Raw genomic sequence first — 24,837 nt, forward strand, 5'->3', positions numbered from 1 at the left:
TGGTTTAGTGATCAGAAACTATAGGTCGCCCCCAGGAAAAAGGTGCGGCCAAAGAACTGTAGCGTACCGGTCTGGTCACGGGTTCCGAAGAAGCTGCGGGTCGGCTCATCGGTGAAGTTATTCGCCTGGGCCAAGAGCTTCAGACCCGAAAGCGTGCTGGTTTCCGAGAATTCATAGGAAAGCTGGGCGTCAAACACGGTTTCCGGTGCGTTGGTTACGACAAATTGCGAGATGCCGATTTGCGGTGCCACAAAGCTGGACCGATGGCGCATGCCGACACGACCACCAAAACCGGACTTCTCATAATAGAGCGTCGGGTTGAAGACATGCTCGGAAAGACCGGGCAGCGGCAGGCTAATATCCAGCCCGCTACGGTCATCGGGGAAATCAAGCTCACTCTGGGAGAAAGAGTAGTTCATGATAACCCCGAAACCGTCCAGCGGTGCCGGCAGCAGATCGTCAAAGCTGTAGGTGAAGTTCAGCTCCAAGCCCCAGACATAGCCGCCATCGCCGTTAACAGGCGCTGAGAGTGGGCCAGTTTCCTGAAATGGGGCTGTAACGTCTCCTGCAGGAGGAGCGATGAACACGCCTGCATCCACAAAGTTGAAATCGGGAACGACGCCGCCAATGATAAAGCTTTCCAGATGCTTGTAGAAAAGCGCCGCGGCGAAAACGCCGTCATTGCCGAAATAATGCTCATAGCTGATGTCGAACTGATTGGCGCGGAACGGACGCAATTGCGGGTTGCCGCCACCGCCAGCGGGTACACCATCAAGACCAAAAGTGGCGTTGATCGCACCGCCCAGATCAATGAGCGGTGGACGCGAAAGCTGGCGGGTATAGCTGATGCGCAGCACATCCGTCGGCGACAGATCAAGGATGAGGTTTGCTGACGGCAAGACATCCCAATAATTCGCGCCATCCGAAGCAACGTCTCCGCCGGAGAGGAAGTTTGACGACTGGTCTGTGTTGACAAGGCGCAGACCAATATTGCCGCGCACACCAATAGTGCCCGCTTCACCGTCAAAATTCAGTTGAGCATAGCCTGCCCAGACATCCTCGGCTACACCGAAACTCTGTTCTAAGGTGAAGGGCTGTGACTGATCGGTAGGTTGATTGACGCCAAGGTCATTGCCGAGGGCTAGATTGTAGACGCCGTCGATATCAAAAACGGCAAAATCGGGGAAACCATTTGCTGCAAAGCCGCCTTCAAACCCGGCAATGGTTACCAGTTCGTCCGGAACCTGGAAGGGAACGCCAGGAAACCCATTGGGGAGGTTCAAGGAGGTGACGGTACGCTGCGTATCCCTAGTCGCATAGCGGGTTCCAAACTCAAAGCTGCTGAAGAAGCTGCTATTCAAATCAACATCAAAATCAAGCGCGACCGCAAACAGATCGTCCACGTCTCTTTGCGGCACCAGGAACTGGCCATCAACCAGAAACTCGGATGTATCGGTGAAATTGCCGGATATATTGCTGATCGTGGGAAGATCGAGCCGGTTGGTTTGGAATGTTGTTGATATCAGACCCGGAACAGAGTCCTGACGCACCAAATCGCCATCAGCGTTTCTGGTGAATGGCGCTGAATTGATGCCCGCGTTTGTGAAGAAACTCTCCCCGCGCGAATAGCTGACGTCGAGCGCGGCGGTAAAGCTGTCCGACACATCCCAGGCGATGTTACCGCCAAAGGTGTAGAGCTCGTCATCGCGTCCCTCGTCCTGATTGACCAAAGTTGTCCCGAGAGCGAAATTAAAATCGTTCACACCGCGCTGGTTGGTGAAGGTGCCACCGGTTACAGCGTTGTTCACGATTGTCGGATCGGTAATGATGGTGTCACCGCTCTGGGTGGAGAAAACCCGGAAGCCTCTGCGTTTCACATCTGATTGCAGGCGCGAATAATAGCCATCGACCATGACGCGAAACTCTGGCGTCGGCTCCCATTGCAGCACGCCGATCAGGCCATCACGGTCTTCACGACCACCGAATTGAACGCCCTCATAGCCGAAGGAACGGCGATCCGGAGTGCCATTGCCATCCAGGTCGCTGTCTCCGGGAGAACCGTTGTTGCCGGGAATCGGGAAGTCAAATTGCACAAAGCGGGTCGCGACATTGGGCTGATACAGTTTCGCATAGCCCAGCGCATAGCCCAGCGTGTCATTGGCCAGCTTGCCTTGAATCGATGCGGAGAAGCGATAGCCAAACTCGCCAACATCGGGGCTTTGATCTGCACGATCATTGTAAAGGGCGCGGATATTGAACGTCGCGGTAAAGTCTTCCTTATTATCCAGCGGTCGCGCCGTTTCCAGCTCAACCCGGCCAGCGACGCCGCCTTCAATGATCGAGGCCATCGGCGTTTTGTACACCGCTGCCTGACGGATCAGCTCGGATGGATATTGGTTGAACTCGATAATCCGGTTGCCGCTGGTGGCGACCTGTTCGCGACCGTTGAGCGAGGCGGACACCAGATCCTGTGACAGGCCGCGAATATTGATGGCGCTGGCCTGGCCGCCGGTACGCTGTGAGGTAACACCGGGCAGACGGGCCAGTGATTCCGCGATGGAGACATCGGGCAGGCCTGCAATATCATCGGCGCTGACAACTTCTGCGATAAAGTCCAGATTGCGCTTTTCCTGCACCGCATTGGCCACCGATGAGCGGAAGCCGGAAACCACGATCACATCATCATCGTCAAACTCTTCGTCTTCGGCTTGCTGTTGCGGCTCGGTGTCTTGCGTGTCTTGCGCATAGGCCGCCGGGCTGGCTGCGAGCAGGCCAAAGCTGAGGGCAATGCCGCTGACGCCGGACACGATGGATGACTGTTTGCTCATGCTGTTCTCTCCCCATTTTCTGCGCCACCAAATTGCCTTTATGGCCCCTTTGATCGGGTCGGTTGGTGCAGAACCAATTGCATATTTCGCGGCGCCTTGGATCGCCGAACGCTTCCGCATATGACGGGAAAATGACGGTGCTAATAGCGGGCATACGTATTCAAATCTGCACCGAAACAATGCTGCACTGCGGCATTATCGCGTCTTCAACGCCCATGATCAGCAAGTAATTGGCGCGGCCAATGCATAAAATAATCTACTATATACAGTGGCTTGCATAAATCCCGCGCAAAACAGTCTTGCAATGGATGCAAAGGGTGTTGCGGTGCAGACAATTATCGTGCGTATTTCTTGGCAAATGGGCCTAAGATGTACAGTCAGACGCCTGTTTACAGATTCAGACACGGTTCATTTGCGACTCACACCATGCCCAATTCCCGCCCGACCTCTTTTGACATTGCCTATCTCGCAGGCGTCTCTCAGCCAACGGTATCGCGCGCCCTGCGCGGCAGCCCGGCGGTAAGCGCCAAGACGCGTGAGAAGATTGAGCGTATTGCCCGGGAATTGAACTACACTGTTGACCGCAATGCCTCGAGCCTGCGCTCGCAGCGCGCCAATACGCTGGCGCTGCTGCTGTTTGAGGATGACAGTGGCGATGAGTCCAATATCAACCCGTTTTTTCAGTCGATGCTGGGGACCATCATCCGCGAGTCCTCCCGCCGCGGCTATGACCTGTTGGTATCGTTCCAGCAGACCGATGACAATTGGCATGCGCGCTATCAGGACAGCCGCCGCGCCGATGGCATCATCCTGCTCGGCTATGGCGATTTTCGTGACCATGTTGAACGGCTTGAGGCGCTCAAGGCCGATGGCACCCAATTTGTCCGCTGGGGTCCGCAGAGTGACGACATGGCCGGGATCACATTGGGCTCGGACAATATTGGTGCCGGACGCATTGCGGGCGAGCATCTGATAGGATGCGGGCGCAAGCATATTGCCTTTTTGGGCACCGCGACACCCAACTTTCCCGAGTTTCATGACCGCTATGCCGGATTTTGCACGGCACTCGGCGAAGGGCAGAGCCCGCCACAATTTGAGGCGATGTCGAGCGAGGAAGATGGCTATCGCGCGGCGCAGCAAATGCTCACCGACTATCCTGAATGCGATGCGGTGTTTGCCGCCAGCGACCTGATCGCGATAGGCGCGATGCGGGCGATGCGTGAGGCGGGCAAGCAATTGCCACAGGACATCGCCATTGTCGGCTTTGACAATATTGCTTCGGCTGCCCTCACCAATCCGGCGTTGACCACGGTGATGCAGGATGCGCAAAGCGCGGGTCGGGCTTTGGTGCGCTCGCTTATTGCCGCGATTGAGGGGCAGGAGGTGGAGCCCGCCATCCTGCCCACACGCCTGATCGTGCGCGAAAGCTGCGGCAGCCATAGCAACTGAATTGGCGGCGACTGCGCCAAATTGCACGCCCAAGGCGCGCTTTCATGGCTGAGGTATTCGTATACATGACCCGGAAACACCCTGTGCGATATTGCCCTGTCTCATTGGGCGCGTAAGCTGGACCGGCATTTTTTGCAGTTTTCATGGACCGGCACAAAATCATCAAAAAGATGCCCGGCCATGATGAGGAGAGACATAATGACAGGGCAGAGTGCCGCCCCCGGCATTGCGGAAAAGCCGCGCCAGAGTTTCTGGGGGCTGTGGAATATCAGCTTCGGCTTTTTTGGTATCCAGATCGGGTTCGCGTTGCAGAACTCCAATATGAGCCGCATCTTCGAGACACTGGGGACGGCGGTCGATGATCTGCCCGCGCTTTGGGTTGCCGCGCCACTGACTGGCCTGTTGGTGCAGCCGATTATCGGCTATTTCAGCGACAAGACCTGGACCAAGCTCGGCCGCCGCCGCCCCTATTTTCTCGCTGGCGCAATCCTGGCGGCGATCTCGCTGTTTATCATGCCGCTTGCCCCCTATTTGCTGTTCGCGGCCTTTATGCTGTGGGTGCTCGACGCTTCGCTCAATGTCTCGATGGAGCCGTTCCGCGCCTTTGTCGGCGATATGCTGCGTACTGACCAGCATACCGCCGGTTATATCGTGCAAACCGGATTTATCGGCGCCGGGGCCTGTATCGGGTCTTTCTTCCCCTTCTTCCTCGATTGGGCGGGTGTCGCCAATGTCGCACCGCCGGGCGTGGTGCCCGATACGGTGCGCTACAGCTTCTGGTTCGGCGCGGTGGTGCTGTTCCTGGCGGTGTTGTGGACGGTGGTGTTTACCCGCGAATACAGCCCGGACGAGATGCGCCGTTTTGAAGGGCCGGATGCCGAGCCCTCCGGCTCGCCAATCCGCGCGCTTGCGGCCAAATCCTTTGGCAGCGGCATGCTTTGGATTGCCGCGGGTGCATTAGTGCTGCTGCTGGTGAACCGGCTTGACCTTGAAAAAGAAGTGTATCTGCTCGGCGGCTTGCTGGTGTTTTACGGATTGGCGTCCATGCTGGCGATCCAGCTCGCCAAGGCGGGCAACCGCACCAATATGTTGAGCAGCATTGTCGGCGATTTCTCCGGCATGCCAGAGGTGATGAAGCGGTTAGCGGTTGTCCAGTTTTTCAGCTGGTCTGCCCTGTTTATCATGTGGATTTTCACCACCCGTGTGGTGGCGCAATATGTTTGGGGCACCACCGATTCCGGCAGCGCCGCGTTTAATCAGGCAGGCAATTGGGTCGGGGTATTGTTCGGCATCTATAATGGCGTCGCGGCGGTTGCGGCGCTGACTCTGCTGCCGCTGCTGTCGCGTCGGCTGGGTGCCGCCTATACCCATGCCGCTTGCCTTTTGCTCGGAGCGCTCGGGTTTCTCGGCTTTATGTTTATCCGTGATCAATATCTGCTGATCCTGTGCGAGATCGGCATTGGCATTTTATGGGCCTCGGTGTTGGCCATGCCCTATGCCATTTTGGCCAGCAATCTGCCCCAGTCCAAGCTTGGCATCTATATGGGGCTTTTCAACATCTTCATCGTGATCCCGCAGCTATTGGTGGCCACGGTGATGGGCCAGATCATGCTTTGGCTATTCCCCGATGACCCGATCTGGACCATGGCCTTTGCCGCCGGATCACTGGCGATTGCCGCGTTTTTCATGCTGCCGGTACAGGCCTTGCTGCAAAACAAGGCGCGTCAGGATGGCTCGCCCGAAGCCGAAGGGGTTTATGCGCAATAGCAGTGTTGCACGATTGACTGGCAGGCGGATTGAGGAGGACGCGATGAAAAGACAGGGTTTGACAATGTTGCTTTCGGGCCTTGCCTTGCTCGCCACTGGCGGCGCAGGGGTTCAGGCGCAAGAGGCTGCATCCGAGACCGGACAGACGCAAGCGGCGGAGCCTTTCTCCTTTGGCGGTGTCTTTGAAGGCGGGATCGCCGGAGAGATTGACCGCACTGTCATACCGCGCCGCCCTGATGGCCCGCCCAATATTGTGTTTATCATCGCCGATGATCTTGGCTGGCCCTATCTTGGCTTTCTCGGCGACCGAAATGTCATCACCCCGAACATGGACATATTGGGCCGTGGTGGCGTGGTGTTTGAGCGCGGCCATTCCTCGGCCAATCACTGCCGTCCGACGCTGCAATCTCTGGTGTCCGGCCTGTATCCCTCGCAATATGCCGATCAGGCCAGCCGCATTGCCGATGCGCGCATGGCGAATGGGCCGGTGCCGCAAGAAGTGGACACGGCGCGCGAGCGGCAGCAGCTCTGGAAGCAATATGAGACCAGCGCGATTGAGCAGATCGCGACGCTGCCGCGCATCCTGCAACAGGCGGGCTATGTCTCGTTCCAGAGCGGCAAATGGTGGGAGCAATCCTATCGCCATGGCGGCTTCACCCATGGCATGACGCCATCATGGAACTGGAAGGATGCAGCGGCGCTGGGCGATAACTGGTTCTTCACCTTTATGGGCGGGCGCGGCAATGAAATTGGCCGCCAGACTATGGCCCCGGTGCTGGATTTTGTCGAAGACAATGCCGAGCAGCCGTTTTTCCTGTGGTATGGCCCGGCGCTGCCGCACACGCCGCTTAACCCGCCAGATCGCTTCTTCAAATTCTATCAGGATCGTGATGACATCTCGGAATCGGCCAAGCTGTATTATGCCAATATCGCCTGGTTTGACTGGGGGGTCGGCCAATTGCTCGACAAGCTGCGTGAGGAGCGGCTGATGGACAATACGCTGATCGTCTATGTCAATGACAATGGCTGGCAACAGCCGCCGACCGCCGAATATGCCGACAACCCGTTTTTCTTCCCCAATGGCGGGCCGCGCGGCAAAGGGTCGGCGTTTGAAACCGCGTTCCGCACACCGATCATCTTCTATTGGGCCGATCAAATTGCCGCGCGCCTTGACCGGCGGCAGTTGGTGAACGCGATTGATATCATGCCCACCGTGCTCGACTATGCCGGGGTGACATCTCCGGTGGAGCTGCCCGGCTATTCGTTGCGCAACCATATTGAAGGCAAGAGCAGCGCGCCATTGCGCCCGGCGCTGTTCGGTCGTATCGACACCCATCGCGCCGGAACCGATTTTCGCGGCCAACGCGACGAGGCGGTGACCGATATGATGGGGGGCAGCTTCGATGCCTATTACCGCACCGATGAGACCTGGCATTTTGTCTGGAAAACCGACTCTGACGAGGTCGCGCTTTGGGACATTACCGGCGATCCCAATAGCAATAGCGATGTTGCGGCGGATCACCCCGACCTTGTGGCCGAATTCAAGCAAGAGATTAGCGGCTGGCGGCAGCAATATGTCCCCAATGGCTAGGCGCTAAATGGCGGCGCGCCGTTTCGCTCTGACAGTTATGGCGGTCGGCATCGCCGCTGCCTGCTCGCCAGCGCCCGAGGAGAATAGTGAGCCGCAATGGGTCGCACTGTCCGGTGGCTGTTTCCAAATGGGCGAAAGCCGGATTTACCCCGAAGAAGGACCGGTGCGAGAAGCCTGTGTCGCGCCGTTCGAGATGATGCGCCACGAGGTCACCAACGCGCAATTTGCCGCTTTTGTCGACGCCACCGGTTATAAGACCCGGGCAGAGCGTGGTTGGTCTGCCGACGAAGCCGATGGCCCCGGGGTCGACCTTCCGCCCTCATCAGCGGTCTTTGCCCCCAGCGCCGAGCAGCGTCAGGAAAATCTCAGCTGGTGGCGACTTGTCGAGGGCGCCTATTGGCAGCGTCCTTTCGGCCCAGATCGGGATGACGAACCCGACCCGCAAGCACCGGTTGTCCATATCACCCGCGAAGATGCGCAAGCCTATGCCAAATGGGCCGGAGGACGCCTGCCGAGCGAGGCGGAATGGGAATATGCCGCGCGTGGCGGTCTGGATGGCAAGCTGATGGCCTGGGAGGATGCAGAAGCGGCAGCAGTCACGCAAAAGGCCAATACATGGCAAGGTGCCTTCCCGGCTTATGACGCCGCTTCCGATGGCTTTGCCGGTGTCGCCCCGGTGGGCAGCTTTCCCGCCAATGGCTTTGGCCTCTATGATATGATCGGCAATGTCTGGGAATGGACCGCGACGCCCTATGCCCCGGACCATTCAGATGACGCGCGCGCCCGTGCTGGCGTCAATGGGCTGGACCCGGCACAACCCGGTGCCAGTGTCGGCACCATTCGCGGCGGTTCTTTTCTGTGCGCCAAATCCTATTGCTATCGCTACCGCCCCGCCGCGCGCCAAGCACAAGACCTCAGCTTTGGCACATCGCATATCGGCTTTCGCCTGGTGCGTGATTGAGCCTTGAGCTACTCCACCAAGACATCCCGAGCAGATCGAGTTGGCAGAGCTCACCACAGAATGATGTAGAAGCCGACCAGCAATGTGACGACTGATAGCGCAAGGCCATTAAACAACGCCTGGGTCGAGAATTGCATCTTGCCCAATTGCACCGGCTGGCCATCTTCAGGCGGCGCGGTCGCCAACGAGGCGACAACCGCCAGCGCAAGACAGCCCATAAAGACGATCCAGACGCGGATGATGAAGGGGATATCCGGGGCACCGAATTTGAGTGCCAGATTGAGCGCGATAGACGCCAGCAGAGCGGTAAAGGCACCTGCGGCATTCATCCGTTTCCAGAAAAAGCCCATCAGAAAGACGATGACAATGCCTGGCGCAACGAAACCGGAATATTCCTGCACCGTCTGAAAACCGCTCTCAAAACCGCCGATAAAGGGACGCGCCAGCAACAGGGCAATCAGCATCACGGTAAAGGCAGTGATACGCCCCACCAGCACATAATGCTCATCGCGACGATCCGCCTGCCATGAACGATAGAGATCCATGGTGAAGATGGTGGAGATGGAGTTCATCATCGATGCCAGCGATGACACAATTGCCGCGATCAGCGCTGCGAAGACCAGACCGCGCACACCGACCGGCGCCAATTTGATCAGCTCGCCATAGGTATTGTCCGATTTTGCGGCCAGCGCAGTGCCATCAATTGTGCCCTGGCTCGCCAGTTGCAGCATCGCAATACCGGGGATCACCACGATCAACGGGATCAGCAGCTTCAGAAAGGCGGCGAACGCAAGGCCCTTTTGCGCCTCGTTCAGGTTCTCCGCACCGAGCGCGCGCTGGATGATATATTGGTTGAAGCCCCAATAGGAGAAATGCAGCACCCACAGGCCACCAAGCAAGGTCCAGATGCCGGGCAGATCGCCATAGGCTGGATGCTGCTCATCGAGGATCATGGTGAAATGGCCGGGCAGAGCCTCATAGATGCGGGCGAAACCGGCAAGCGCGCCACCCTCTTCACCACTGACCAGATCAAGGGCGACCCAGGTGATAAACAGGCCACCAACAATCAGGATGACCACCTGAATGATGTCGGTCAGCGCCACCGCTTTCAACCCGCCATAGACTGAATAGAGAAAGGCAAATCCGGCGAGCAAGGCCATGGCGGTGAAAATCGGCAGGCCGGTAAGCGAGACTACCGCGAGTCCGCCAAGCCACAGCACCGTTGTCAGATTGACCGCGGTGTAGAGAATGATCCAGTAAATCGATGTGGTGATGCGGACACCCGAGCCATAACGCGCATCAAGAAATTGCGGCATGGTGTAGATTTTGTGTTTGAGGAAGATCGGCAGGAACCATTTGGCAACGATGATCAGGACAATCGCCGCCTGCCATTCATAGGCGGCGATGGCCATACCGACAGCATAGCCCTGGCCTGACTGGCCGATAATCTGCTCCGCCGAAATATTCGACGCGATCAGCGATGCGCCAATCGCCCACCAGGGCAGGGCGCGACCGGCGAGGAAATAGTCCTCGGTATTCTTGGCATGGCCGCTTTTCTCCCGCGATACCCAAAAGGCGATGCCGAACAGCCCGGCTGCATAGACAGCTATGATGATCAGATCGGTGGTCGCAAGGGTCATGGCAGCGGGCACTCCGCCGTCTCTGCTGCCTCAATCGCTGCGGCATGGATAGCAATCTGCATTGCATCATCGCCCGATAGGCCAATGCGGGTCAGCTCCCCGGCAGGATCGCCAAAACAGGTCAGCGGGATGACCGATCGGGTCCAGCTTTGCGGGCTGAGGGTGCTTAGCAATGGGCCGATATCCGCCTGGCGGGCACAGTCCGCGCCACAGCCCCACAACATGGTCGCCTCCGCTTTCGGCGCCTGCATCACCTTCCAGTCAATCACCAGCGCCAGATTGGCCGCGTTGCCAAGGGCGGAGAGATCAATGGCGCGCGATGTGCGCACACTCCATTCACCCTTGCCACCGCCTTGCCATTGGATCGCGCGAGAATCTTCCTGCGCACGATAGTCGATACCGCTGAGCTTTATCGCTCCGCCCAGGCTTTCGGCGGTGAGTGTGGTGACCGGAATATTGGCGTTGGACGCATCACCAAGATACATTTGCAGCCCGGCAGCGGCATCGCCCCGCTCAACCAGCTTGCCCGTAAACCGGCTATCGAGATTGACGCCCGGGTCTTCGCTCAGCGCTGCCAGGGTCTTGCTGTCACCATATCCCAGGCCATAGCCAAAGGGAAAGGCGACCTTCTCGCCTTCATTGCCATTAATCGGCGTGCCTTCACCGGTGGCGGGCCAGGAGAAAGAGAGCTTGCCGGTAAAGTCATAGCGCGCTTGGCCCTGTGTGTCGGCGATCAGAACATCGGCAATGCCGCCTCCCTCTGTGCCGGGTAACCAGGCCGCAATGAAAGCATCGGAGGCGTTGATATGCGGATTAACCCAGAGCGGTCTTCCGGAGAGAAACACCGAGATAACCGGGATATCGGCGGCCTTCAACTTCTTCAGCAGCGCCAGGTCGCTGCCACCATCTGTCTCATAGACCAGATCACTGCGATCACCGCGAAACTCGGCATAGGGCTGCTCGCCAAAGACGACGATGGCGACATCGGGCTTGGCGGTATAGCTGCCATCGACCGACAGGATGGCGCGGCTGTCAATCGCCTCCAATGCCGTTTTCAACCCGGCATAAATGGTCTCGGCATGGGCGAACTCATCATTGCTGTTGCCCGTGCCTTGCCAGTTCAATGTCCATCCGCCCGATTGCTGTTCGATGCTGTCTGCACCGCTTCCGGCAATCAGCACGGTCTGCCCGCTCTGCAGGGGCAACAGGCTGGAATTGTTCTTCAGCAGCACCAAGGATTTCCGCACCGCCTCGCGGGCCACTTCCCGATGGGCGTCGCTGCCCAATAGGCTGGCATTGCTCGATGCCCGCTCGGACGGCTTGGGTGCATCAAACAGCCCGGCGCGCAGCTTGACCTTGAGGATACGCATCACCGCATCATCAAGCCGATCAAGATCAAGATCGCCGTTTTTCGCTGCGTCGAGCAGATTGTCATAAAGCTCGCGCCAGCTATCGGGGGCCATATACATGTCCAGCCCGGCATGCAGCGCGGCATCGCAATCGCCGGCAGTGCAGCCAGGTATCTCGGCATGGCCATTCCAGTCGCCGACAACAAAGCCGTCAAAGCCCATTTCGCCTTTGAGCCGGTCGGTGAGCAGCGCTTTATAGCCATGCATCTTGGTGCCGTTGATGCTGGAAAAACTTGCCATAACCGTCTGCACATCGGCCGAGATCGCCGGTCCATAGCCCGCGCCATGCAGCGTCAATATCTCCTCCAGATCGCCCTGGGTATCGCCCTTGTCGATGCCCTGTTCGGTGCCGCCATCGCCGACAAAATGCTTGGCGGTGGCAATCACATGGTCGCTGGTGAGAAAGTCCTCGGCGCCCGATTGCCCCTGTAGGCCCTGCACCATGGATCCGGCATAGGCGGCGACAATATCAGGGGCTTCTGAATAGCTTTCATACGTGCGGCCCCAACGGTCATCGCGCGCCACGGCCAGTGTCGGCGCAAAGGTCCATTCCTGCCCGGTCGCACGCACTTCACGCGCAGTGACTTCGGCGATGCGACCGATAAGGTCAGGATCATTGGCGGCGCCAAGGCCGATATTATGGGGAAAGATAACCGCGCTTTGCAGATTATTATGGCCATGTACCGCATCGGTGCCCCAGATCAGCGGGATGCCGACACGGCCATCGCCTTTGTCAGTGGAGGCTTCCCAAAAGGCATCGGCAAGCGCCAGCCATTCTCTTGCATCGGCGACCTTGCCGCCACCGGGAGCGGAATTACCGCCGTTGAGGACAGAACCCAGATGGTATTTGCGCACATCCTCTGGTGTCACTGCAGAGATATCCGCCTGAATAATCTGGCCGACCTTCTCTTCCATCGTCATTTGCGCCAGAATTTCGCTAGCGCGATCTGTCACCGGATCGCTCATCATGCTGCAAGAGGTGAGCATAAGGATAGAAAGCGCGGCCAGAATATTGCGGACCATGATTATTCGCCTTTCTGTGCTGCGGGCGCTGTCGGCTGATAGACGCGGACATAATCAATCTCCATGCGCGCCGGCACCGCGTCGTCAGCAATGCCTTTCTGCCCGCCCCAGCTGCCGCCAATGGCGATGTTGAGCAGCAAATGCTGCGGCCGATCAAAGGGCCAGCGGCTGCGTTTGCTGCTTTCCTTTTTGAACAGGAATTTCGGTTTGTCATCGACACCGAACATCATGAAATCGCTGGTCCAGAGCAGCTGATATTTGTGCATGGCATCGCAGGCGCTTTCCAGCTCATGCTTGGAGGTCATCTGTGTGCCACGCGAGAAGTTGAAGGCAGTGGTATGGACGGAATGATGGATGACGCCGGGCTCAAACCCGACATGTTCCATAATATCGATCTCGCCGCCCTCGGGCCATTCAATGTCGGGATCGGAAGGCAGCATCCAGATGGCAGGCCATGTGCCAACACCGCAGGGCAGCTTGGCCCTGATTTCGAAAAAGCCATAGGTCCAGTCGCCCAGTCCTTGGGTGATGAGCCGTGCCGAGCTGAATTCCTGACCACCCCAATCAGGGAACAGCGCGGGGTCCAGCGCTTCTTTGCGCGCCTCGATGATTAGATTGCCCGATTCAATCCGGGCATTTTCGGCCCGGTTGGCCGAGTAATACTGCTTTTCGTTGTTGAACCAGCCCTGCTTGTTGCGGAACGTGTCATATTTCCACTTGGCCGGATCGGGCAGTCCGGGGGTGCTGAATTCGTCTGACCAGACCAGTGCATAGCCATTGGGAATATTGGTGGCGACGCTTTCGCCCGCCTGGTCTTGAGCGGGGGCCTGAGAGGCCGTTTCCGGCTGTGGCGATACAGCACTGTCTTGCGCCTGCGCGGAGGCCGTTAACACCAATGCCGTCAGAAATGATAAACTGGTAATGCGCACCAAATGCTCTCCCAAGGCCTAATATGCGTAGTGGACATGACTCCAATTGGCGGTTTGTCACGAGGCCCGGGCTCGTGGAAGAACCCGGGCCCCGCTCAGGGTCATTCCAGGGTCAGAAACAGGGCCTGACCCTAGAACTTCGCCCGGAACCGCGCGCCATAGGTGCGCGGGCGGGTGAAGAAGCGTGTGTTGTCAAACTGGGTGATGATGATCGCCGCTTCATGAATGGCGTTGGTAACATTATTGGCAAAGCCTTCGAGGCGATATTTGCCGGCATCATCAATCGACCAGCCAATGCCGAGGTCCATGGTCCAATAGCCGTCGATCCGGTCGAGCAAGCGGCCACTGGTCACTTCGGTGCCATTGCCGTCAGCATCGAATTCGATCGAGTTGAAGATGGTGTGATATTGCGAAGAGCGATAGCCCAGCGAAATCACATAATCGAGCTCACCCTGGGGCAGTTCAAACGCCTGTGACAGACGAGCATTGAACTGCCAGCGCGGTGTCCTTGGCAGGCGGCGGCCCTCAATCTCCCGGAACACGGCATTTTCCGGGTCGACATCCGCCTGGAAGCGGAAGTCCTGAATCGGCTCGGCATTTCCGATCTCGGCCTCCAGCCACAACAGGTTGAAGTCGAGCTTGATATTCTCCGGCAGGTCAAAGCCGCCGTCAAGCTGTGCGCCGTAGATGCGTGAATCTGCCGCATTGAAGCTGAAAGAGACAACCAGCGCCTGATTGGTGCCGCCCGGCAAATCGACTTCGACGCCGCCCAACTCTGCCGCCTGTGCGACCGAAAGCAGCGAGGTGAATACCTGATCGCTATAGTCGTTATAGAAGAGCGAAGCGTTGAGACGCACGCCGACATTACCGAGCGAAAACTCGTTCTTGGTGCCGAGCTCGTAAAGAATGACATTTTCGGTGCCATAGGTCGGTGCGACACCCAGATCACCCAGATTGTCGTTGAAACCGCCCGATTTATGGCCGCTGGCAATCAGCGCATAAACCAGATTATCCGGCGTGATGTCCCATTCACCGCGGATACGCCAATCGACAAATTCATCGTCAAAATTGCCGTCCTGGCGGAAAATCTGGCCACCAAATGGCACGGCAAAGGTGAAGTTGTCGGTATCGGCAAAGCCGTTACAGGTGAGGTTGTCGCCGGTGATGGTGTCGAGGCAGGGCGCATCGGTTGCGCCGGGGCCATTGGCGAAAATCTCGTCAACATTGTCGCGATCGCCAAATTGCTTGATGCCGTCAAAATAGAAATCGATGATTTCCTGGTTATTGATCGTGCCATCGCCATCAGTATCGGGATTGAAGATGGTCCGTTCGCGCGCAGCAAACTCAAATCCTTCAGTGCCGACGCGCACGCCCATACAGCAATTGAAATTGTCATCGCCAATGGCAAAGCCATAGCGCGCGGCAACACCCTGGCGTTGCTTGCTGTCATTGGTGTAGCGCAGACCGCCGGTTATCCGGAAGCGACCGTCAATCTCGTATGTCGCATCGCCATAAAAGGCAAAGGAATCGGTATCGACTGTAGTGTTGAACTCAAGCCCCGAGAAGAAAGGCGAACGGTCCCCGGTGGAGGCTAGGAACGAGAATTGATCCTCGCGGATATACAGGCCGCCGACGCTCCAGATAAAGTCGCCTTCGGTGTCGAAAATGCGCAGTTCATGGAAATGTGAGCGGGAATCGGTGATCGTGCGGAAACGCGAAAAGTCGTCCAGATTCTCGGCCAGTACGATGTTCGGATCAACCAGCGGCTGGCTGCCATCCGGATTGGCCGGTGCCAGCGCATCCTCGCGGAAGCTGAGCGAATCCAGAACCCCTGGGAAGAATGGGGTCAGCGGCGTGGTTGCTTCATAGTCATAATCAACATCGCGATAGCTGCCGGTATACTCGATTTTGAAGTCATCGGCATCATAGGTGATTTTGGTGCGGATGCCCCAATGGTCGGAGTCGAGCACCGGCGTAATGCCGCGCGCGATTACATCGCGGGGATTGTCGATCTCGTCGAGGCTGGAAAGGTTGCCATTCTCAATCTCACCCAGAGGCAGGGCAAAGTTGGAGCCGGTAAAGCCTGTGCCGTTCTCGCTGATATAGTCCCCAGCGATCAGAATCGACAGCCTGTCGGTTGGCTCCCAATATAGCTGGGCGCGGCCGGCATAATTGTCTTCAGCCTCGGCGACATCAATGCCGCGTACCGGGCCGACATTGTCATAATAGGAGTCATGCTCAAGATACATGCCGGAGAAGCGCACCGCCATATTGTCGGTGACCGGGATGTTGACCACGCCGCGCAGTGAGCGATGCTCATAATTGCCGGCTTCGAATTCCAGCGAGCCGTCAAAACTGCCCAGGCCAGGGCGGAAGGTGATCGCATTGATCGAGCCTGCAGTGGCGTTGCGGCCGCGCAATGTTCCCTGCGGTCCGGTGTTCACCTCGACCCGCTGAATATCGAAAAAGGCAGAACCAATGCCGCGCGGTCGGGGCAGGTTCACACCATCAAGATGGAATGCCGCTGCCGGGTCACCAAGCTCGGTGTTATTGCTGCTGCCAATGCCACGGATAAAGACTTCGACATTGCCTTGATTGTTGGCAATGGAAAGGCCGGGAACCTGCTCTTGCAGGTCGGTGACATTCTGCACCCCGATCTTGCGTAAGTCCTCGCCGCTGAAAACCGAAATGGTGCCGGCGAAATCCTGCAGCGATTGTTCGCGGCGTTCAGCAGTAACGACGACAATATCATCATCGTCCAATGGTGGCTCTGCCTGATCGCTGGCTTCTGCAGGAGTCGGTTGTGTGGTGTCCTGTGCCATCGCCAAAGCTGGCAGGCAAAGGGCTGTAGACGCGGCCAACATGGCGCGCGCAAAAAGTCGCGTATTCATCTGTTCCTCCCCTAGGCGTCCCACCGCCTTCGAGACTTTTGTGCTCGGAAAGAAGCTGTGCATTGTCCCATGCGTTCAGCGTCTCCGAGAGGCCAAAATCCGCCTGCATGTCCGGAAGTTGCAACCGGTTTGCAGTAAGCGGGCGTTTTTCTGCAGCGAGCGGTCACATAATGCCGGATCGATCGAGCCAGGCCATGGTTTTGCTGCGGAATCGACGGCTGACGGGGATCGCTCTGCCAGAAGAAAGGCACAGTTCTGACCCGCCCTGATCGCTCTTTTCCAGCCGCAGAACATAGGCCGCATTGGCGATATAGGAGCGGTGTACCTGGCAGAAGCCCGACGGAAGTTCCTGAGCAAAACTTTTGAGCGAGCCGCGCAACATCCGTTTCTGCCCGCCGACATAGAGCGCGATATATTCGCTTTCTGCGCGGGCATATTCGATATCGGTGAGCGCAATATAATCGGTCCCTTTACCTGAAGGGACCGCCACGCGTCCGTCTTGTCTGTCGGCATCGCTATCGCGTGATCGGGTGACGCGCTCTATGGCGCGGATCACTCTTTCGGCCGAGATCGGTTTGAGCAGATAGTCTGCTGCCTCGACATCAAAGGCCTGCACCGCAAAGCGGCTATAGGCGGTGGTGAAAATCACCTTTGGCCGCTCTGCGAAAGGCATTTCCTCAAGCGCTGAGACCACCGAAAAGCCGTCTCCGGCGGGCATGTTAATATCGAGAAACACAATATCCGGGCGCTCGGCCGCGATAGCTGCAACCGTTTCTTCGCCAGTCGCGGTCTGTGAGACGAGCTTGAGGCCGGGAACGTCAGCGGTAATCTCGTCAAAGATCGTTGCAAGAAGATCGCGGCTCAGCGCTTCATCATCGGCAATGGCAATGCGGATCGTCATGCCAGTCCGTTCTCAACCGGCAACCGCATCGTCACCATGGCACCGCGCGCAGCGGGATTGTTTTCAATGGTGAAGACATAATTGTCGCCATAGGCCGTGGCTAGGCGCGCGGCGATATTGCGCATGCCGATGCCGCCGCGGCGCTTGTCGCTATGCGCATCACCGCTCAGACCCGGGCCGGTGTCGGTAATGACCACGACGAGCTCACCGTCTTGTCGCTTCGCGGTGATGGTGATCTGGCATTGTGCATGCTGGCCCTCAACGCCATGGCGCACTGCATTTTCGATAACTGGTTGCAAAATCAACGCCGGGACTGGGACAGAGTGGCAATCGGGCTTAATGTCGATCACGGTCTCGAGCCGATCCTTGAACCGCATCTTCTCGACCGAGAGATAGCGGTTGATGGTCATGATCTCCTCTTCCAGCGGCACGAACAGCCTGTCCTCATCATCCAGTGTCAGCCGGAGAAAATCGCTGAACCGCTCAATCATCTCGCGCGCCTCGCTATTGCGCTTGGTGGCGACCAGCGCGTTGACCGAGTTCATGGTGTTGAAGATGAAATGCGGGTTGATCTGGTAGCGAAGCATTTGCAACTGCGCATCGCGCGACTGGCCCTCGGCGGTGACCCGGCGCAGATGCTCCTTTTGCGCCCGCGCCTGTTCTTCGGCCATCGCACTATAGGCCTGAACGATATAGTGCAGCGTCGTCCACAGCGCGAAAATCAGGATGGAAGCGAAATACCAGCCGCCAAATTCCTCCCATATCTTGGCATCGGGGAAAAATATCTGGAATGTCGTCATGCGCAGCACATTCCACAGGAAAGCAAGCGCCGCTACACAGAGCAGTTGCAAGGCAAAGCTCAGCGCAACCGGCAAACGCTGGACATGGCGCAGCGACCATTCGAGCGGCAGCACCAGCAACGCTCCGGATACTGCCTCAAGCAGGATCTGCACCACATGCAGCCATTCCGGCTCACCATACCATAGGGTCAGCGAGAGGAATGAGACGACGCAATAGAGCGCCCAGGCGAGCAATTGCAGCGCCCACCAGGGCAGCAAAACGCCGCGCGGTTGCGGCGCAATGGGGGACTGGGAACCGGTATTCATCACCGCCCTATAGCCAAAAACAGACCAAGGCCCAAAACCGGGGCGGCAGTTATTTCTCGATAATATAGAGTTACTTATAGATACATCAGGATATCCGTGCCGACAAAGCCGAGGGTCATGGCCACCACCAGCAACGCCCCGACGAGCTTGGGCGGAGCGGGTAGTGGAAGGTCAAAAGAGCGGCAGCCATAGCCGATGGCGAAACCGAGCAAGATACCTGTGAACGAAGCGGCCATCAGCGTTTTTCATCCAGGCTGGCCAATGGGTCATCTGTCTTGCTGATCCGGCGATCAGCGGCCAGATAGCCCAATGTCATGGCAAGAACGAGCATCGCGCCGATCAGCGCCGGTGGCGCCGGGAGCGGCACTCCGGTCAGCCGGGCAAGCGCGCCAATGGTGAGGGCCAAGAGCAGGGAAAGAGCTATCTTCATAACAGAAGGCCGTTCTGTGGTCGGAATGGTCCTCCCATCCTGTTTCTGAACTCAGGTACTGGCGGCATAAACACTTCCCAGGTCCGTCCCACGCACGCGCCGCATAAACCGGTAGACGGGCGCTGCCACCCTCAGGGCAAATGGACCCTTGGCGATTTCCCTGGCAAAGGCCGGACGCTGCAGCAGGCGTTGATAATAGGCAGCAAGGCGCGGATGATCGGCAATCGGATAGCCTGCCAGAACCAGCCGGTGAATATTGATAAACCAGGCAATGTCGACCAGCATCGGGTGATCGCCGAGCAGCCATTGCCGGTCTGCAAGATGCTGTTCCAGATCAACAAAGACCGCGCGGAATGCAGTCGCCGCATCTCGTGCTTCGCTGTCGCTGATGCCGTTCTCAGCAAAGGCACGCCACCACGCTACTTGTGCTTTGCGATGGTCATTGTCCGGCCCGTTGGCGAGATAGGCCTGCAGCTCCGGTTCGGTCTTGGCCATCATCTTTTTCGGCGCGAGAAACCCCATGGTGATTGCGCGCAATTGCGGATGTAGCGCTGCTTCGGTGTCGAGCAAGGCCTGTGCCTCGGCCTGTTCAGCTGCATTGGTGGGCAGCCAGCTCTGTTCGCTGGGATAGCGCTCTTCGAGATAGGCGAGGATGTCATTGCTCTCGATATGCACATCGCCATTATCGACCAGCACCGGGACAACACCGCGCGGATTAATGCCCAGAAACCAGGGCGTTGTATGCTCCAGCTTTTTCAGGTCCACCTCGCGCGATTGGTAAGGCAGGCCTTTCTCAGCAAGCAAAATGCGGATCTTTTGCGAGCAGCTACTCTGCGCATTGTTGAGCAGATGCAGGCCTTTCCAGCCCAGAACTTCTCGCGTGGTGATGGCGTCTGTGTCGAGTTTCATCGGAGTCTCTCCTTGTTCTACTGACAATTATTGCATCATGTTATATTTTTTCAAGATAAAAATTGACACACGTTATAAAAATAGCATAGTTGATTCCCATGACACGCAGAGAAGAAGCCAAAGCGTTCAATCGTGCCCGCATTCGCAGTGCGGCTGAGGACATTATCCGCAAACAGGGCATAGAGGCGCTGACCATGCGCCATCTCGCCGAGGAAGCAGGGGTCAGCCTGCGCACGCCCTATAATCTATTCGGCTCCAAGACAGATGTTCTGGTTGCGCTGCTCGAGGACGCGGAGTTCGATCCGATGCAGCTGGCCAGTGAAGCAGGCGACGCGCTGGCAACCGCGATGCTGCTCACCGCATTGGACAAGATTGAGGCGTTTTTTGAGCGTGATGAAGCCTTTTACCGCGACATTTACGGCGCAATCATGGCCTCGGATCATCAGGATGCGCGCACTGCCGGGGTCGAGCGGGTTATCGCCTCGGGCCGGATGATGGCAGCGCACGCGCTCGCCAATGGTGAGCTGACACCTGATACCGACGCCAGCGAACTCGGCCGCTATCTCGCGCTCGATCTGCTCGCCATGCTCGGAATGTGGGGCGGCGGCTTTTTCTCCAATCGCGCTTGTATGGCGCTGGTGCGCAGAAGCTGGTGCGGCGTTTTGCTCAACCACTGCACCGAGACGGCCAGACCGCCGCTGCAACAAGCCTATCACCAAACACTATCACGAGGAGAGTGATACCATGGCGCTCCAAAATCTGGGATATTCCGATCAGGAACTGGCCGAAGGGCCCTATGCCGAATTCTACAACCCCGAAATCGGGGCGATGCAGGAACAGGTCAAAGAAGCGTTACTGGCTAGAAATCAGGCGCATGAACTGTTCCCGCCGGTTGAAGAGGCAGCCAGCATGGTTGAACCCGGATATTGGCCGGTGGAAACCGGCTATACTCGCGCGCCGGACAGCGCGATCCGCGTCTTCTGCCTCACCAAAATGCCCCGCGTCACCCCGGCGATGTGGGACTGGTGGTTTGGTTGGCATGGCTGCGAGGCGCGGCGCTATAAGCTGTGGCACCCCAAGGCGCATATTGAGGCGAAATGGGCCGATGGCCGCGATGACGAGGCCTATATTGGCCGGACATCGCTGATTACCGAATATCTTGGCCCCAATATCGCCAAGGCAGGGATCAGCTTTTTGCCGCCTTCGGCCATGTGTTTTGACGAGAGACGGCTGGCGGCACAGGGTGAGGTCGTGGTCTGCGCCCGTGTTGGTATGCCGGGTTCACCGCTCAAGGCGGGCTGGCTGTTGCACCAGTTGCGCCCGGTTGAAGGCGGATCGGAGATGCGATCGCGCATGTGGATGGGCGGTGCCAATTCCGCCATTGGTGAAGACCCCGGTGCCTTGGCGCGCGGCGCGATACGGATGCTGCGCCCGGTAGCCAGCACACTGCTTCCCGATCCGGCGGAATTGCTGGTGCATAATGCCCAGGAAATGGCGCATCTCGCCGGGTTCCTGCCCGAACTCCATGCCCGTTTTGGCCCCGAAGCAAAAAGGCAAGCAGCATGAAAAGACCAAAGGGAAAAGGCCGCATCTGGAAGCGCGGCGAGCCGGGTTTTGACGCCGCCGTTCTCGGCACCAGTTTCAATGCCCGCGACAAAGGACATAGGCCGCAAATGCTGGTCGAGGCGAATAACGCTGCCGACGTGCAAATGGCGCTGGCCACCGCGCGCGAGAATGATTGGAAGGTCAGCATCGTCTCAGGCGGGCATAGCTGGGCGCAAAACCATTTGCGCGAAGGCGGAATGCTGCTCAGCATGGCGCGGATCAACCAGATTGAAATTGACGCCGAAGCACGTACTGCCAGGGTCGGCCCGGGATGTTGGGGTCTCGACCTTGACCGCGCTCTCAAGAAACACAAGCTGTTCTTTCCCATCGCCCATGCCCCCGATGTGGCGCTGGGCGGGTTCCTGCTGCAGGGCGGTTTTGGCTGGGGCAGTCGTGAGCTCGGTCTAGCCACGCAAAGTGTTATCGGGATGGATCTGGTGCTTGCTGACGGCCGGCAAATCCATGCCAGTGAAAGCGAAAATGCGGATATCTTCTGGGCCGCGCGCGGTTCTGGCCCCGGCTTCTTCGCCGTGGTCCTATGCTATCATCTGAAACTCCATCCCCGGCATAAGCATACTGCGCTCAAGATGCAGATATTCAAACGCAAGCACCTTGATGCGCTTTATCGCTGGGCTGACGAGATCGGCCCTGAGGTACCGCGCTCGGTCGAGTTTCAGATGGTGATCACGCCCAAGGCGGGCGGCATATTCGGACCCGGCATCGAGGTTGTCGCGCCCGTTCTTGCGAACAGCCGCAAAGAGGCAAAGGAGGCTTTGCGCTTTCTTGACGAGAGCCCGATCCGGCACCTTGCCAGCTTCACCACACCGCTTATCCCGATCAGCACCAGTCTCATGTCGATTGGCGCCAATATCACGCACTTCCCGCCCGATGTGCGCTGGTGCGCGGACAATATCTGGACGGAAGCGCCTATTGATGACCTGCTGCCCGGTTTGAACAACATCGCCGACACCATGCCACCCGCGCCGAGCCATAGTCTGTGGCTCAACTGGCAACCACCCAAAGAGCGCCCGGACATGGCGTTTGGGCTCGAGTCCAAGCATTATCTTGCGGTGTACGGCGAATGGAAGAATGCCGAGGACGATCACAAATATGAAGGCTGGGCGACCGAATGCATGGAGCAGATGCAGCAACATGCGCTTGGCATCCAATTGGCAGACGAAAATCTGGGCAACCGCCCCGCGCGCTTTACTCAAGATTCAAAGCTACAACGCCTTGATGCACTGCGTTCCAAATATGATCCTGATGGCCTGTTCCATCACTGGATGGGGCGGCATGACAAGGCTTCAGAAAATAGTAGCACGCCTGCCCCAGATACCAGCCTGAGCCATGCGTAAACTCCTGCTTGTCGCTCTGGCTTTGGGCGTCATTGCGCTTGGTTATCATGGCTTTGGTGAAATCCAGGAGAGTCGCGAAATCGGTCCGGCAAGGGACGCCGTGTTGGCCATGCAAACCGACACCAACGCGCCTGCATCGCAGACCGGACAAGTGACGCTGCCAGAAAGCCCGCCCAATATCGTCATCATTGTCGCCGATGATCTGGGATGGCGCGATGTCGGTTATAATTTCAGCGAGATACGCACCCCCAATATCGACCGCCTTGCTGCTGCAGGGCTGACGCTGAATCGCTTCTATGTGCATCCCTCTTGCAGCCCCACCAGGGCCGCATTGATGACCGGCAAATCGCCGATGCGGCTGGGCATTTTGAACCCGCTGTCAAAGAACAATCCCACCGGCCTGCCGATAGAAGAGCCGACCTTGGCGGACTATCTCAAAGCGGTTGGCTATCAAACGGCATTAACCGGCAAATGGCATTTGGGGCCGCGCAACCTTGCCTATCATCCCAATAATCGCGGCTTTGACCATTTTTACGGGCATCTCACCGGCGGTGTCGGCTATTATGACAAGGTGCATGGCGGCGGCTATGACTGGCAGCGCAATGGCAAGACGGTGCGCAATGGCCGTTATTCGACCCATTTGGTCGCTGATGAGGCGGTCCGTTTCATCAACGCCAGAGATTCAGAGGGTCCGTTTTTTCTCTATGCCGCGTTTGGCGCACCGCATCTGCCAAATGAGGCGCCAGAAGCCAGCATAGAATCCTATAAGAGCATCGCCGACACAAACCGGCGTATCCATGCGGCGATGGTGAGCGAGCTCGACAGTGCGATCGGGCGGATTCACGATGCGCTGATTGCCCAAGGCATAGAGCAGGAGACGCTGATCTGGTTTATGAGCGATAACGGCGGTCTCTACCCCTATAATCCGGCGCGATACCTGCCTGACCCGCTTTTCAGCTGGGCAGCAGCCAGCATGCTTGGTGTCGAAATGACGCCCGAATTTGCCAGCTTCTTGCGCACCAATCTGAACGATGGTGGTGCCGACAATCGCCCCTTTGCCAGTGGCAAGCAAAGCGTTCAGGAAGGCGGTGTGCGGGTGCCGTCGTTCATCTATTGGCCCGGCCAGATCGAAGCCGACGCGTATAATTTCATGGCTACGGTGCAGGATATTGTGCCGACCCTGCTGGAAATAACTGGCGGTTCCGCGATTGGCACCGCCTTTGATGGCCGCAGCCTGTGGCCCTCCTTGCAAAGCAATACCGCGCCAGCGCCCAAGGAATACATCGTTGCCACCCGGGTTTCGAGCGAAGCCGATGCGGTTTATCTTTATCCCTATAAGCTGATCGAGCAAGGCGGCGACCAGCGGCTTTATGATCTGGAAAACGATCCGCTCGAAACGACCGATATTGCGGCGCGAGAGCCGGATATTGTCGCTGACCTTTCCGACTATCTCGCCACATTTCCGCGCGGCAAGAATGTCGCTGTCCCTTTGCAGCAGGTTGTCAACGATCCTGATTTTTTCGGTGGTGAAGAAGACCGCAAACCCTGGGCCGAGCAGGCTTACGCGAGTGAATAGGCCCTAAGCCTCAACGAAAGGAGTTATCTTCGATGCGCTACTCATTGAAATCCGACTGGCTGTTCTATCTTTTCCTGCTGAGCTACGCCTATCTGATCATCAATATGACCGCGCGGCTGTGGTTTGGCGATGGCGTCAATATCTTTGCAAGCTATAGCGATGCGGCGCTTCCGGCCCAAGTGATTATCGACGCCAACAAGGTCTATTGGTCAAAAACCTGCTTTCTTTTCAGTATCTTGCTACTGATGGGGCTAAATGTTGATTTTCGCGCGGCGGCCGGGCTTGGAGGGGTCTTCTGGTCCAGCTCATTGATGATCATGTTTGGATTTAGTCAGACTTTGATTGGCGCATTTGCCATGGGATTGCTTCTGGTTGCGCTGCAATTATGGCGCGGACAGTTTTTCTCTGACCGGGCGCTTGATTCCTCTGCGGTCTCGCAAGAGTTACGCTAGGGACAGAGTGCATCA

Annotated in this window: 19 protein-coding genes; 9 read left to right on the forward strand and 10 right to left on the reverse strand. The window is 57.7% G+C overall.

The features are described 5' to 3' along the window. Nucleotides 1-11 precede the first annotated feature (11 nt). Nucleotides 12-2,828: a TonB-dependent receptor gene (locus RB602_RS02060; protein WP_317082508.1), complete on the reverse strand. Its 2,817-nt coding sequence runs from the start codon at nt 2,826-2,828 to the stop codon at nt 12-14. A gap of 426 nt (nt 2,829-3,254) precedes the next feature. Here RB602_RS02060 and RB602_RS02065 point away from each other — a divergent pair, with 426 nt between their 5' ends. The 4 genes from RB602_RS02065 (at nt 3,255) to RB602_RS02080 (ending at nt 8,596) form a co-directional block, all read left to right on the forward strand. Then, on the forward strand, nt 3,255-4,277 hold the full coding sequence (locus RB602_RS02065; RefSeq protein ID WP_317082510.1) for a LacI family DNA-binding transcriptional regulator: 1,023 nt from the start codon (nt 3,255-3,257) through the stop codon (nt 4,275-4,277). A gap of 198 nt (nt 4,278-4,475) precedes the next feature. After that, nucleotides 4,476-6,044, forward strand: coding sequence for an MFS transporter (locus RB602_RS02070; protein ID WP_317082513.1), 1,569 nt, complete (start codon nt 4,476-4,478; stop codon nt 6,042-6,044). A gap of 43 nt (nt 6,045-6,087) precedes the next feature. Continuing rightward, the gene (locus RB602_RS02075; RefSeq protein ID WP_317082515.1) at nt 6,088-7,635 is read left to right on the forward strand and encodes a sulfatase family protein; all 1,548 of its coding nucleotides are present in this window, start codon (nt 6,088-6,090) and stop codon (nt 7,633-7,635) included. 7 nt (nt 7,636-7,642) lie between these two features. Further along, entirely contained in the window at nt 7,643-8,596 is a 954-nt protein-coding gene (locus RB602_RS02080) for a formylglycine-generating enzyme family protein (RefSeq protein WP_317082517.1), read from the forward strand. Nucleotides 8,597-8,646: 50 nt separating this feature from the next. Here the strand turns inward: RB602_RS02080 and RB602_RS02085 are convergent, their stop codons facing one another. From RB602_RS02085 to RB602_RS02125, 9 genes are all read right to left on the reverse strand, one after another. Continuing rightward, nucleotides 8,647-10,236 (reverse strand): sodium:solute symporter family transporter, encoded by a 1,590-nt coding sequence (locus tag RB602_RS02085; RefSeq protein ID WP_317082519.1) that lies wholly within the window; start codon nt 10,234-10,236, stop codon nt 8,647-8,649. Further along, the gene (locus RB602_RS02090) at nt 10,233-12,668 is read right to left on the reverse strand and encodes a glycoside hydrolase family 3 protein (protein ID WP_317082521.1); all 2,436 of its coding nucleotides are present in this window, start codon (nt 12,666-12,668) and stop codon (nt 10,233-10,235) included. Before RB602_RS02090 ends, RB602_RS02085 begins: the two co-directional genes overlap by 4 nt. 2 nt (nt 12,669-12,670) lie before the next feature. Further along, complete coding sequence (locus RB602_RS02095; RefSeq protein ID WP_317082522.1) at nt 12,671-13,561, reverse strand: glycoside hydrolase family 16 protein; 891 nt, start codon at nt 13,559-13,561, stop codon at nt 12,671-12,673. 167 nt (nt 13,562-13,728) lie between these two features. Next, nucleotides 13,729-16,488: a TonB-dependent receptor gene (locus RB602_RS02100; protein WP_317082524.1), complete on the reverse strand. Its 2,760-nt coding sequence runs from the start codon at nt 16,486-16,488 to the stop codon at nt 13,729-13,731. 163 nt (nt 16,489-16,651) lie between these two features. Continuing rightward, nucleotides 16,652-17,389 carry a LytR/AlgR family response regulator transcription factor gene (locus RB602_RS02105; RefSeq protein WP_317082525.1) on the reverse strand — a complete coding sequence of 246 codons (738 nt, stop codon included), beginning with the start codon at nt 17,387-17,389 and terminating at the stop codon, nt 16,652-16,654. Continuing rightward, nucleotides 17,386-18,495: a sensor histidine kinase gene (locus RB602_RS02110; protein WP_317082527.1), complete on the reverse strand. Its 1,110-nt coding sequence runs from the start codon at nt 18,493-18,495 to the stop codon at nt 17,386-17,388. The genes RB602_RS02105 and RB602_RS02110 overlap by 4 nt, the downstream gene beginning before the upstream one ends. Nucleotides 18,496-18,569: 74 nt before the next feature. Further along, on the reverse strand, nt 18,570-18,731 hold the full coding sequence (locus tag RB602_RS02115; RefSeq protein ID WP_317082529.1) for a DUF1427 family protein: 162 nt from the start codon (nt 18,729-18,731) through the stop codon (nt 18,570-18,572). Then, entirely contained in the window at nt 18,731-18,925 is a 195-nt protein-coding gene (locus tag RB602_RS02120) for a DUF1427 family protein (RefSeq protein ID WP_317082531.1), read from the reverse strand. Before RB602_RS02120 ends, RB602_RS02115 begins: the two co-directional genes overlap by 1 nt. Before the next feature lie 51 nt (nt 18,926-18,976). After that, nucleotides 18,977-19,834 (reverse strand): glutathione S-transferase family protein, encoded by an 858-nt coding sequence (locus RB602_RS02125; protein WP_317082533.1) that lies wholly within the window; start codon nt 19,832-19,834, stop codon nt 18,977-18,979. A gap of 98 nt (nt 19,835-19,932) precedes the next feature. Between RB602_RS02125 and RB602_RS02130 the strand changes: the two genes are divergently transcribed. The 5 genes from RB602_RS02130 to RB602_RS02150 are packed head-to-tail and all read left to right on the forward strand — an operon-like array spanning nt 19,933 to nt 24,822. Further along, entirely contained in the window at nt 19,933-20,574 is a 642-nt protein-coding gene (locus RB602_RS02130; protein ID WP_317082535.1) for a TetR/AcrR family transcriptional regulator, read from the forward strand. Nucleotides 20,575-20,578: 4 nt separating this feature from the next. Next, nucleotides 20,579-21,400, forward strand: coding sequence for a DAPG hydrolase family protein (locus RB602_RS02135; protein ID WP_317082537.1), 822 nt, complete (start codon nt 20,579-20,581; stop codon nt 21,398-21,400). Continuing rightward, a complete protein-coding gene (locus tag RB602_RS02140) occupies nt 21,397-22,794 on the forward strand; it encodes an FAD-binding oxidoreductase (protein WP_317082539.1) in 1,398 nt (465 codons plus the stop codon). Before RB602_RS02135 ends, RB602_RS02140 begins: the two co-directional genes overlap by 4 nt. Then, complete coding sequence (locus RB602_RS02145) at nt 22,787-24,370, forward strand: arylsulfatase B (RefSeq protein ID WP_317082541.1); 1,584 nt, start codon at nt 22,787-22,789, stop codon at nt 24,368-24,370. Before RB602_RS02140 ends, RB602_RS02145 begins: the two co-directional genes overlap by 8 nt. 32 nt (nt 24,371-24,402) lie before the next feature. Continuing rightward, on the forward strand, nt 24,403-24,822 hold the full coding sequence (locus tag RB602_RS02150) for a hypothetical protein (protein WP_317082543.1): 420 nt from the start codon (nt 24,403-24,405) through the stop codon (nt 24,820-24,822). The last annotated feature ends 15 nt before the right edge of the window (nt 24,823-24,837 follow it).

Origin of the sequence: Parasphingorhabdus sp. SCSIO 66989 (assembly GCF_032852305.1) — a bacterium.
GTDB lineage: Bacteria > Pseudomonadota > Alphaproteobacteria > Sphingomonadales > Sphingomonadaceae > Alterisphingorhabdus > Alterisphingorhabdus coralli.